Annotated in this window: 8 protein-coding genes; 4 read left to right on the plus strand and 4 right to left on the minus strand. The window is 65.2% G+C overall.

Features of this window, described 5'->3' with window-relative positions; all coding sequences use genetic code 11:
• Positions 1-48: 48 nt before the first annotated feature.
• Positions 49-1374, minus strand: a complete 1326-nt coding sequence (locus B5V03_RS29780; RefSeq protein ID WP_129273959.1) for an MFS transporter — start codon at positions 1372-1374, stop codon at positions 49-51.
• A gap of 145 nt (positions 1375-1519) precedes the next feature.
• Between B5V03_RS29780 and B5V03_RS29785 the strand changes: the two genes are divergently transcribed.
• From B5V03_RS29785 to B5V03_RS29800, 4 genes are all read left to right on the plus strand, one after another.
• Positions 1520-2173: an ABC transporter ATP-binding protein gene (locus B5V03_RS29785; RefSeq protein WP_129273960.1), complete on the plus strand. Its 654-nt coding sequence runs from the start codon at positions 1520-1522 to the stop codon at positions 2171-2173.
• A complete protein-coding gene (locus tag B5V03_RS29790) occupies positions 2170-4632 on the plus strand; it encodes an FtsX-like permease family protein (RefSeq protein WP_129273961.1) in 2463 nt (820 codons plus the stop codon). The genes B5V03_RS29785 and B5V03_RS29790 overlap by 4 nt, the downstream gene beginning before the upstream one ends.
• Positions 4622-5704 (plus strand): lipocalin-like domain-containing protein, encoded by a 1083-nt coding sequence (locus B5V03_RS29795; protein ID WP_129273962.1) that lies wholly within the window; start codon positions 4622-4624, stop codon positions 5702-5704. Before B5V03_RS29790 ends, B5V03_RS29795 begins: the two co-directional genes overlap by 11 nt.
• An 88-nt stretch (positions 5705-5792) precedes the next feature.
• Positions 5793-6179, plus strand: coding sequence for an MAPEG family protein (locus tag B5V03_RS29800; protein ID WP_129273963.1), 387 nt, complete (start codon positions 5793-5795; stop codon positions 6177-6179).
• A 158-nt stretch (positions 6180-6337) separates the two neighbouring features.
• Here the strand turns inward: B5V03_RS29800 and B5V03_RS29805 are convergent, their stop codons facing one another.
• From B5V03_RS29805 to B5V03_RS29815, 3 genes are all read right to left on the minus strand, one after another.
• Positions 6338-7531, minus strand: a complete 1194-nt coding sequence (locus B5V03_RS29805) for an ABC transporter substrate-binding protein (RefSeq protein ID WP_129273964.1) — start codon at positions 7529-7531, stop codon at positions 6338-6340.
• Positions 7532-7689: 158 nt separating this feature from the next.
• Positions 7690-10857, minus strand: coding sequence for an efflux RND transporter permease subunit (locus B5V03_RS29810; RefSeq protein ID WP_129273965.1), 3168 nt, complete (start codon positions 10855-10857; stop codon positions 7690-7692).
• Entirely contained in the window at positions 10854-12059 is a 1206-nt protein-coding gene (locus tag B5V03_RS29815) for an efflux RND transporter periplasmic adaptor subunit (RefSeq protein WP_164988375.1), read from the minus strand. The genes B5V03_RS29810 and B5V03_RS29815 overlap by 4 nt, the downstream gene beginning before the upstream one ends.
• Positions 12060-12349 lie beyond the last annotated feature (290 nt).

Genomic DNA, 12349 nt, shown 5'->3' on the forward strand with positions numbered 1-12349 from the left:
ACTGCCGCTTACCCTCCCCTCGCGGGAGGTTAAGCGCAGAAGCGGTCTTCACGTCGGCGACACCGCGCCCTTCAACCGCGCTGTCTGCGGCGCAGCGCCACGGGTTAGCCTCGCCTTCTCCGAGTTCGGCCAGAGCAGCAGCAGGCCGATGAGGCCGGAGCCGACCATCACCACGGCGTTGATGGTGAAGCCGGTCATGTAGCCGTCGACCATGTTGCCGGCGCGCTGGATCACGGTGCCCATCACCGTCGGCGCGATGATGCCCGAGAGCGTATAGAGCGCACCGTAGATCGCAAGGACCGCGCCGCGCTGCGAGGCCGGGGTGAATTCGCCGAGCATCGGCGGACAGACCACGTAGATCGCGCCGCACAGGCCGGAGCCGACCACGAGCAGCGCGATCTGGAGACCGGCGCCCGTTGCATGCGGCATCGTCGCCAGAATCAGGCCGCCGAGGATCAGCGGCACCGAGCCGAGCACGCCGCGCGAGATGCGCGTGGTGTAGCCGCGCGCCATCATCACCTGCGAGATCCAACCTGTGAGGATCACGATGGTGGCGCCGAACACCCAGGGCAGAATCGAGACGAAGCCGGCCTGGCTCTGCGAGAAGCCGAGGCCCTTGACGATAAAGGGCGTGAACCAAGTGAGGCCGAGCGACAGTGCCCAATAGGCGCCGAAAGTCGCGATCACGCAGCCGAGGAAGGTGCGCGAGGTCAGAAGCTGCAAATAGGGGATTTGCGGCTCAGTGGCCGCGAGGGTCTGCGTATCCTCCAGCGGGCCCTCCTTGCCGAAGGCGAGCCAGGCACAGACCCACATCAGACCGACAACACCGAGCGCGCCGAACGCATAATGCCAGGAGTGATTGACGATGACCCAGTTCAGCGCCGGCACGGCGAGGATGACGCCGAAGGCCGAGCCCTGCGACAGGACCGCGGTCGGCAACGTGCGCTTCTCGTCCGGGAACCATTTATAGATCGCGTGCGCGGCGACCGAGAAAGCAGGGCCTTCGCCCGCGCCCAACACGATGCGACAAATCAGCAGCGTGGTGAAGGAGACGGTGCCGACCATCGGAAACTGCGCCAGTGCCCAGATCACCGCCAAGGTCAGCAGCACCCAGCGCGTCGGCACCTTGTTGACGATGAAGCCGACCACGATGGCCGAGATCGAAAACAAGAAAAAGAAGGAGGAGCCGAGCAAGCCGAACTGCTCCGGCTCGAGCTTCATGTCGGTCATGATGGGCACGCCGGCGAGACCGACCACGATCTTGTCCGCGAAGTTCACGACCATGAAGAGAAAGAGGAGAAACGTGACAGTCCAGGCGCCCTTCGGCGTTTCGGTCGTCTTCCCGGCCGCATTGGGCGTTCCCTGAGCGCTCATCGTTCTCCCCGTATGTCTTTTTCGGCACTTTTTGATTTGGCCGTCCTCGGAGCTAACAACGGCTTGAACGGCAACGCAACCCCGGCATTTCCGCAGTAAGTGTGCTACGCAGCATTTCCGTTAATTCCGTCCGGCGCCATCCATCGTGCTGAGCATCCGAAACCTCTCCAAGACCTTCTCCTCGGCCGGCGAACCGGTCCATGTACTGCGTGGCGTCGACCTCGACCTCAGGGCTGGCGAACGCGTCGCGCTCACAGGCGAATCCGGCAGCGGCAAGAGCACGCTGCTGCACCTGATCGCGGGGCTGGATGCCGCCGATAGCGGATCGATCCGGCTGGAGGAGACCGAGGTCACCAAGCTGTCGGACGCAGGGCGCGCCGGCTTGCGGCGCGACCGGATCGGCCTGGTTTTCCAGCAGTACAATTTGATCCCGAGCCTGTCGGTCGCGGACAATCTGGCTTTCCAGGCGCGGATCGCCGGCCGGATTGATGCAGCCTGGACCAAGGAGCTGGTCGAGCGGCTTGGACTAGGCGACCTCCTCAAGCGCTATCCAGAGCAATTATCAGGCGGCCAGCAGCAGCGGGTCGCGATCGGCCGGGCGCTGGCGACAAAGCCGTCGCTGCTGCTCGCGGACGAGCCGACCGGCAATCTGGACGAAGCCACCGCCGAGGACGTGCTGGCACTGACGCGCGACCTCGTCGCGCGCACCGGCTGCGGCTTCCTGATGGTGACGCACAGCTTGCATCTGGCCGGCACGCTCGACCGCCACCTCACCTTGCATGCGGGGCGAATCGCATGAGGCGCGCGCTGTGGGTGCTCGCGGTGCTCCTGAGCCACTGGCGGCGGCACAAGATGCAGTTCGCGACGCTGCTGATCGGGCTGATCGCGGCAACTGCGCTGTGGAGCGGCGTGCAGGCGATCAACCAGCAGGCCCGCAACGCCTATGACCGCGCGGCGGCGACGTTTGGCGGCGTGCGCACCGCGATGCTGGTCGCGCCTGACGCGGCGACTTTTCCGCAGGAGCTGTTCGTCAAGCTCCGCCGCGCGGGCTGGCCGGTGTCGCCGATGCTGGAGGGACGCGTCCAGATCAACGGCCGCTCGGTGCGGCTGCTCGGCGTCGAGCCGGTGACGATGCCGGCCGAAATCGGCAATGCGCCGCGCCTCGGTGCTTCGGATCTGAGCAGTTTTGTTGCGCCGCCGGGCCAGACGCTGGTGGCGCAGGAAACGCTGAGCGATTTGCAGGAGCCGGAAGGCGCGGCGCCGCCGATCAGCAGCGGCGCAAAACTGCCGCCACTGCGCGTGCTGCCGCAGCTCGTTCCCAACGTTCTCGTCGTGGATATCGGCGTGGCGCAGCGTCTCCTGAACAAGCCGGACCAGGTGTCGCGACTCGTGATCGGCAGGCCGAAGGGCAAGCCGGCGCCGCTCGCAAGCATCGTCGGCGAGCAGTTGCAGCGGGTCGAGCCGAATGCGGAGACGGAGCTGGAGCGCTTGACCGACAGTTTCCATCTCAACCTCACCGCGTTCGGCCTGCTGTCGTTCTTCGTTGGCCTCTTCATCGTCAACTCCGCCGTCGGCCTCGCCTTCGAGCAGCGGCTGCCGATGCTGCGGACGTTGCGGGCCTGCGGGGCCTCGGCGCGGCTGGTCGATACCGTGCTGGTGGTCGAGCTGGTGGCGCTGGCGCTGGTCGCAGGATTGATCGGGCTCGTCTGCGGCTATTTCATCGCGGCGGCGCTGCTGCCGGACGTCGCGGCCTCGCTGCGCGGGCTCTATGGCGCGCAGATCCCGGGGCAGCTCACGCTCCAACCCGAATGGTGGCTCGCCGGCATCGGCATCAGCATCGCGGGCGCGCTGGTTGCGGCGGCGACCAGCCTGATCAAGGCGATCAGGATGCCTGTGCTGGCGACCGCGCAACCGTATGCCTGGCAGCAGCGGCAGCGCCGCTGGCTGATCCTGCAAAGCGCAGCGGCCTGCATGGTGTTCGTGGTCGCGCTGCTGCTGCTTCACTACGGACAATCGCTGATCGCGGGCTTTGGCGTGCTGGCCGCGCTGATGTTCGGTGCGGCGCTGATCCTGCCGGCGTTCCTCGAGATCATCCTGCTCGTCGGCCAGCGTTTTGCGAAAGGGCCGCTCGCACTGTGGTTCTGGGCAGACAGCCGGCAGCAGCTCTCGGGATTGTCGCTGGCGCTGATGGCGCTGCTGCTCGCGCTCGCCGTCAATGTCGGGGTCTCCACCATGGTGGAAACCTTCAGCCGCACTTTTGTAGGGTGGCTCAACGGCCGGCTCGCGGCTGATGTCTACATCAGCGCTTCCGACAATGCGCAAGGCGTTGCGATCCGGAACTGGCTGAAGGAGCGTGGCGATGTGCAGGCGATCCTGTCGGGCGGACGCGCCGAGGCCCAGGTGCAAGGCCAGCCGGTCGAGTTGCTCGGCCTGCCCGATCACGCGCTCTATCGCGAGCGCTGGCCGCTGCTGGAGACCGCGCCACGCGCCTGGACCCAGCTGGTGCCAGGCAATGCCGCCTTCATCAGCGAGCAACTGAGCCGCCGGCTGAATGTCCGGGTCGGCGATGTCATCGAGGTGCCGGCGCCAGGTGGGACCTGGGAGCTCGATATCGTTGGCATTTATGCCGACTATGGCAACCCCAAGGGACAGCTCGCGGTGAATGTCGCGGCGCTGATCCGGCACTTTCCGCAGACGCCGCAGACGCGGATCGGCCTCATCGTCGCGAAGGAGAATATTCCCGGGCTGATCGCAGCGTTGCAGAAGCAGTTTGCGCTCGACGACCGCAGCGTCGCCGACCAGGCGACCGTGAAGGCGGAGTCGATCCGGATCTTCAATCGCACCTTTGCGGTGACCTCGGCACTGAACGCCTTCACGCTCGGCGTCGCCGGCATCGCGCTGCTGACCAGCCTGCTGACGCTGGCGAATTCGCGCCTGCCGCAGCTCGCGCCGCTCTGGGCGATCGGCATCACGCGGCCGCGCCTTGCCGCAATCGAGCTGACCAAGACGCTGTCGGTTGCGCTGTTCACATCGCTGCTGGCCGTGCCGCTCGGGCTGCTGGTGGCGTGGTGCCTGATCGCGATCGTGAACGTCAAAGCGTTCGGCTGGCGGCTGCCGTTCCACGTGTTTCCATTGCAATTGGTCGAGCTGGTCGCGGTCGCGCTGTTGGCTTCGCTGCTGGCCGCGCTGCTGCCGATGCTCCGGCTGGCGCGGATGCAGCCGGCGAGCCTCGTCAAGGTGTTTGCCAATGAGCGCTGATCGGATTTCGCGGCGCGCTTTCGCCGGCGGCATCGCCGCACTCGCGGCTGCCCGCCGCGCCGGCGCGCAAGGCTATGCCGGGCTCGGCGAGACCGCCGATGGCTTTGCTAAGGTCACACCGGGAAAGACGTTCACCTTCCCCGCCGATCACGGGCCCCATCCGGAGTTTCGCATCGAGTGGTGGTATCTCACGGCGAATCTCACAGATAGCAGCGGCGCGGCTTGCGGCCTGCAATGGACGCTATTCCGTCAGGCGACGCAGCCGGGGCCGCAAGGTGAAGGCTGGGCCAATCAGCAGATCTGGATGGCGCATGCGGCAGTGACGCGCGCCGACACGCACCGCTTCAGCGAAGTGTTTTCGCGTGGTGGGATTGGACAGGCGGGCGTCACGGCAAAACCGTTTGCGGCTTGGATCGACGATTGGGAGATGAGGGGTTTTGACCGCACCGACCATCGCGCCTTGGCGCCGGTGACACTGAAGGCCACCGGCACCGACTTCAGCTATGCGCTGACGTTAGAGACTGATCGTCCGGTGGTGCTGCAAGGCGACCGCGGCTTCAGCCGCAAGTCGGAGCGTGGGCAGGCTTCCTATTATTACAGCCAGCCGTTTTACCAGGCGCGCGGTACGCTCGTCATCGACGACAAGCCGGTCGATGTCTCGGGCCAGGCCTGGATGGACCGCGAATGGAGTAGCCAGCCGCTGGATGCCGACCAGACCGGCTGGGACTGGCTGTCGCTGCATCTTGCATCCGGCGACAAGCTGATGCTGTACCGGCTGCGCCAGAAGGACGGCAAAGATTATCCGTTCGGCAACTGGATCAGCGCTAGCGGCGACACGCAGATGATTGTGGGCAGCGATATCCAGATGACACCGAAAGCGACGACGGAGGTCGCAGGTCGTAAGCTGCCGGTGGAATGGCAGATCGCGATCCCCTCACGGTCCTTCTCGATTTCCTGCAAGCCGCTCAATCCAAAAGCCTGGATGGGGACCGGCTTCTCCTATTGGGAGGGGCCGATCAGTTTTGCCGGCACGCATGACGGCGTTGGCTATCTCGAGCTGACCGGGTATTGAAGCGCGACCGCTAGGTTCTCGTTTTGACGCGTTTTCTCGACGCGAACCGGTATCCACTTCGCTCGAAAACGCTATTGGGGCTTCCGCGATGTATCATCTCACCGCCCTCGTCACGCTGCTGGCGATTGCATTTTATTTCTTCACCATCATGAACGTCTCGCGATCCCGGTCGAAGACGGGCGTCAAGGTGCCGGCGATATCGGGCCATCCCGACTTCGAGCGCGCCTTCCGCATCCAGGCGAACACGCTGGAATGGATGCCGATTGTCCTGCCGGCGCTCTGGCTGTTCGCGATCTATATCGGCGACGCCATCGCAGCCGGCATCGGCGCGGTCTGGATCATCGGGCGCGTTGTCTACTTCATCGGCTATTCGAAGGCAGCCGCAAAACGCGGCCCGGGGTTCATGATCCAGGGCATCGCCGCCATTGCGCTGTGGGCGGGGGCAATCGGGGCGGTGGTGTTGCGGCTGGTCTAGTGAAGCGTGGCATCACGCGCGCACGTGTCCCGGGCGCGGTGCAGCGTGTAACGCTGCGCCGCTGAACCGGACCCAGCCGGGCCGCTAGGCGTGGAGATGCGTGGGTCCCGGCTCTGCGCAGCAGCGTTTCACGCTGCAGCGCGTCCGGGACACGAGACTTACTTCGTCAGCGGGCAGCCGCTTTCCTTGGCGGTGAAGAACGCCTTGTCGCCGGGGACGGTGGCGATCAGCTTGTAATAGTCCCAGGGCTTCTTCGACTCCGACGGCTTCTTGACCTCGAACAGATACATGTCGTGGACCATGCGGCCGTTCTCGAGCACCTTGCCGCCGTGCGCGAAATCGTCGTCGACCGGAAGCTCCTTCAGCTTCTTGCCAACCGCGTCCGGGTCCTTGGTGCCGGCGGCCTTGACCGCCTTGAGATAGCTCAGTGTCGCCGAATAGGTGCCGGCCTGGATCATGTTCGGCATCCGGCTGGTGCGCTTGAAAAAGCGCTCGCCGAAATTGCGAGTGCGATCGTTGAGATCCCAGTAATAGCCCTCGGTCAGCACCAGGCCCTGCGCGGCCTGAAGGCCGAGACCGTTCACTTCGGCGAGCGTCATCAGCAGCCCGGCAAGCTTCTGGCCGCCGGAGACGATGCCGAACTCGGCCGCCTGCTTGATCGAGTTGGTGGTGTCGAGGCCGGCATTGGCGAGCCCGACGATCTTCGCCTTCGAGCTCTGCGCCTGGAGCAGGAAGGACGAGAAGTCCGAGGAGTTGAGCGGCACGCGCACCGAGCCGATCACCTTGCCGCCATTGGCCGTGACGATCTCGCTGGTGTCTTTTTCCAGTGCGTAGCCGAAGGCGTAGTCCGCGGTGAGGAAGAACCAGCTGTCGCCGCCCGCCTTGGTCAGCGAGCCGCCGGTGCCGACGCCGAGCGCGCGGGTGTCATAGGCCCAGTGAAAGCCGTAGGGCTGACAGGCGTCGCCCGTGAGACGCGAGGTCGCGGCGCCGACGACGATGTCGATCTTCTTCTTTTCCTTGGAGAGCTCGTGGATCGCGAGCGCGACCGAGGAGGTCGTCAGCTCCGTGATCATGTCGACGTTCTCGACGTCGTACCAGCGCCGCGCGATCGAAGTGGCGAGATCCGGCTTGTTCTGATGGTCGGCGGTGACCATCTCGATCTTCTGGCCCAGCACCTCGCCGCCGAAATCCTCGATCGCCATCTTGGCGGCTTCGACCGAGTATTTTCCGCCGTAATCGGCGTAGACGCCGGACTGGTCGTTGAGGATGCCGATCTTGACACCTTGCGCGGACGCCGGTGCGGCCAGCAGCAAGGCCGACATTGCGACAGCGGCCAAAAGTGCTGATTTCATGTGTTAGCTCCCAGCAGTGTTCTGTTTTGAAATCGCGCGGAGTGTAGTGAAGAACCGGAGGCCTGCCCATCCATTTCGGCGTAGGCCGTTAGTATGGGCGCGGCGGCTTCACAGAATGCCGTCGTCCTGGCGAAAGCCAGGACGACGTTGTCGAAACGTTATGCCGCGGCCTCCGGCTTCTTCCCCTCATTCGGCCCCTCGGCCAGGTTCCGCACCACCACATAGAAGATCGGCGTGAACAGCAGGCCGAACAGGGTGACGCCGATCATGCCGAAGAACACGGCGACGCCGACGGCTTGCCGCATCTCCGAGCCGGAGCCGCTTGAGATCACCAGCGGCAGCACGCCGAGGATGAAGGCAAAGGACGTCATCAAAATCGGCCGCAGTCGCAGCCGGCAGGCGTCGATGACGGCCTCAAGCCTCGGCTTGCCCTCCTTCTCGATGTCGCGCGCGAACTCGACGATCAGGATCGCGTTCTTTGCCGCCAACCCCACCAACACAACGAAACCAATCTGGGTGAGGATGTTGACGTCCTGGCCCATGATGCGCACGCCGATGGTCGCCGCCAACAGGCACATCGGCACGATCAGGATCACCGCGAACGGCAGCGTCCAGCTGCCATATTGCGCGGCGAGCACGAGATAGACGAACAGCACGCAGATTGGGAACACGTAAAGGCCGGCATTGCCGCCGGTGACCTGCTGATAGGACAGATCCGTCCATTCGAAGGTGAAGCCGCTCGGCAGGGTGTCGTCCGCGAGCTTCTTGATGGCGTTGAGCGCGGTGGTCGAGCTGGTGCCCGGCGCAGGCTCGCCCTGGAGCTCGGAGGCCGCATAGAGATTGTAGCGCGCGACGCGATCGGGCCCCGAGACGTCCTTGAATTCGACCACGCTGCCGAGCATCACCATGTCGCCCGAAGCATTGCGCGTGCGCAGCCGCGAGAGATCACTCGGCTCTTTCCGGAACGGGAAGTCGGCCTGGGCAGTGACGTGATAGGTGCGGCCGAACAAGTTGAAGTCGTTGACATAGGTCGATCCGAAATAGGTCTGGATCGTGTCGTTGATGTTGGCGATGGGCACGCCGAGCTTCTGCGCCTTGGTGCGGTCGATGTCGACGAACAGCTGCGGCGTGCCGGCCGAGAACGGCGAGAACACCGTGGGACCGAGCAGCGAAGGGGATTTGCGCGCTGCGGCGACAAGCTCGTCGGTGGCCGCAGCAAGCAGCTCCGGCCCGCGGCCCTGGCGGTCCTGGATGCGGATGGTGAAGCCGCCGCCGGTGCCGATGCCGGGCACGGCCGGGGGCGGAATGACGATGATGAACGCGCCCTGGATCGCGGCGAGTCGCTTGCGCAGCTCGCCCGTGATGGCGTTCGCCGTCAGCCCCTTCTTCAGGCGCACCTCGGGTTCATCGAACACCGGGAACAGTGCGGCCGCGTTGCCAGCCTGCGTGCGTGTCGCGCCGGAGAAGCCCGCGAAAGCGGCGACGCGGATGATACCCGGCGTATCCAGCGAGATCCGCTCGATCTCGCGCACGATCTCCGTGGTGCGCGCCAGCGACGCCGCGCCCGGCAATTGCACGGAGATGATGACGTAGCCGCGGTCCTGCGCCGGAATAAAGCCTTGCGACGTGGTCCCGATCAGCCAGCCGGCACTGCCGATCAGCACGACATAGATCAGGATCATCACCACCGAATGCCGGATCACGAAATTGGCGAGCCCGGCATAACCGTGCGCGAGACGGTCGAACACGCGGTTGAAGACGCCGGTGAAGGCATTCCAGCCACGCGCGATCAGATTCCAGGCAGCCGGCGGCCGCTTCTCCTCGTGCGGCGTGAGGATCAGCGAAGCCAGCGCCGGTGACAGCGTCAGCGAGCAGAAGCAGGAGATCGCGGTCGCCACCGCAATGGTGACGGCGAATTGCTGGAAGAACTGCCCGGAGATGCCGCCGAGAAAGGCGGTCGGCACGAACACCGCGCACAGCACCAGCGCGATCGAGACCAGCGCGCCGCCGACCTCCTCCATGGTCTTGAGCGCAGCGTCGCGCCGGCTGAGGCCATGCTCGAGATGGCGCTCGACATTCTCGACCACCACGATGGCGTCGTCGACCACGATGCCGACGGCGAGCACGAGACCGAACAAGGTGAGGTTGTTGATGGAGAAACCGAGCGCCGCCATCACCGCAAACGTGCCGACCAGCGAGACCGGGATCGCGATGATCGGAATGATCGCGGGCCGCCATCCTTGCAGGAACACCAGCACCACGATGACCACCAGCAGCATGGCCTCGTAGATGGTCTTGATCAGCTCGTGGACCGACTGCGCGATGAACTCGGTCGGGTTGTAGCCGATGTTGTAGTCGAGGCCTTTCGGAAAACTCTCTTTCAACCTCGTCATCGTGTCGGAGATGTTCTTGGCCGTCGCGAGAGCGTTCGACCCCGGCCGCTGCGTCACCAGCATGGCGACGGCCGACTTGCGCAACAGGAAGCTGTTGGTGGAGTACGCGAGCGCACCGAGCTCGATCCGGGCGACGTCGCGCAGACGCACCGTGCGGCCGTCGGAGCCGGCCTTGATCAAAATGTCCTCGAACTGCTTCTGGTCCTTCAGGCGCCCGGTGAAGACGAGATTCGGCTGGAACGCCCGGTCGGCGATCGGCGGCTCGGCGATCTGGCCGCCGGCGATCTGCACATTCTGGGCGCGGATCGCCGCAAGGACCTCAGTCGAGGTCAGGCCGAGATTGGCGATGCGGTCGGGGTCGAGCCACAGCCGCATCGAATAGTCGCGCGCGCCAAAGATCTGGATGTCGCCGACGCCGTCGATGCGCAGCAGCTGGTCGCGGACCTGGAGCAGCGCGTAGTTGGAGATGTAGAGCTGGTCGAAGGTGTCGTCCGGCGACAGCATGAACACGACCATCAGGATGTCGGGCGAGTTCTTGCGGGTGACGACGCCGTTGCGCTGCACTTCATCCGGCAATTGCGGCTGCGCGATCGCGACGCGGTTCTGCACCAGCACCTGCGCCTTGTCGAGGTCGGTGCCGAGCTTGAAGGTGACGGTAATCGTCAGTTGGCCGTTCGAGGTCGCCTGGCTGTAGAGATACAGCATGTCCTCGACGCCGTTGATCTGCTGCTCGATGGGAGCTGCGACCGTGTCGGACACGGTTTGCGCCGAGGCGCCCGGATATTGCGTGGTGACGACGACGGTCGGTGGCACCACTTGCGGATATTCGGAGACCGGCAGCGTGGTGTAGGCGAGCGCGCCGACGATCAGCAGCACGATCGACAGCACCATCGCCAGGATGGGCTGGTTGATGGAGAGACGGCCGAGATTCATGACTTGCCACCGGCCGGCGCCTGAGCAGCAGTCGGCGCCACCTTGGCGCCGACGCGGGCGCGCTGGATGCCGTTGACGATGACCCGGTCCTCCGGCTTCAGCCCTTCGCGGATCACGCGCAGGCCCTCATCGAGCGGCCCGAGCACGACGGGACGCGCCTCGACGGTGTCGTCAGGCTTGACCACGAACACGATCTTGCGGGACTGGTCGGTCGCAACGGCGACGTCGGGGATCAGCAGAGCCTCATAAGGCGCGCTGCCGATCAGGCGGACGCGGCCGAACTGACCGGGCAGGATCGACAGATCGGTGTTCTTGATGACGGCGCGGCTGCGCAGCGTGCCGGTGGAGACGTCGAGGCGGTTGTCGAGGAAGTTGATGGTGCCCTCATGCGACGGCTTGGTCTCACCGGCCAGCGTCACCTGCACCGGGTTCGCGGTGTCGCGCGAGCTCGGGCGGCGGCCTTCGAACCACAGCTTGCTGTATTTAATGAAGGTCGCCTCATCCATGTCGAAATAGACGTAGATCGGATCGAGCGCGACGATCGAGGTGAGAAGCGTCGAGGTGCCGGTATCGCTGCCCTGCACGAGGTTGCCGGGGCTGACGAGATGGCGGCTGACGCGGCCCGTGAGCGGCGCGGTCACGTGGGTGAATTCGATGTTGAGCCGGGCGGCCTTCAGCGCGCCTGCGGCCTGCGTCTCCGCCGCGTGCGCCGCCTGCAAGGCCTGGCGGCGCTGGTCGACGGCCTGCTCCGAGACCGCGCTGGTCTGGACCAGGTTCAGGCCACGGTCGAGCTCGCGCTTGGCCAGTTCCACCTTGGCGCGCGCGTCGGAGAGCTGGCCATCAGCCTGCTCGGCCACCGCTTCGAACGGACGCGGGTCGATCACGTAGAGCAGATCGCCCTGGTGCACGATGGCGCCGTCCTGGAATTCGACCGAGTTGACGAAGCCGCCGACGCGGGGGCGCACCTGCACCTCCTCGACCGCCTCGAAGCGGCCGGTGAACTCGTCCCAATCGGTGACGGTGCGCTTGACCGGCTGGGCGACGGTGACCGGAGCCGGCGGCGGTGCGGAGGCTTGTGACGAGGGTTGTCCGCAACCCGCGAGCGCAAAGGCTGCGGCGAGAAGGCCGGCGATGGCGATGTGCCGAGGTTGAACGAAATCGTGCTTTTTCACAAATGGCTCGCTTCCGTCCGGTCCGCTCATCCCAGGTCCTCGCATCAAAAGCCACGGAAAATGCAGGATACGCCTCTACCCGCGGGCGCCACAAGATGGGTGGAGTTGATGAACTCTTCAAGACCAAAACGCGCGCAACGCTCGGAGGAGCGCCCTGGCCGGATGGCGGGTTGACAGCGAGATAGCCGGCTTCCCACGCGGTGATTAGTAGGCGGGGTGCGAATGGACTTATTCGCGTGGCTCATGAATGGAGGGCGGCGGTGAGTGCCTCCGCTCCCGTCATGCCCGGGCATCCACGTTCCTTGTGCCGCGTGGCAGGG

Origin of the sequence: Bradyrhizobium betae (genome assembly GCF_004123905.1) — a bacterium.
In the GTDB taxonomy this organism is placed as follows: Bacteria; Pseudomonadota; Alphaproteobacteria; order Rhizobiales; family Xanthobacteraceae; genus Bradyrhizobium; species Bradyrhizobium betae_A.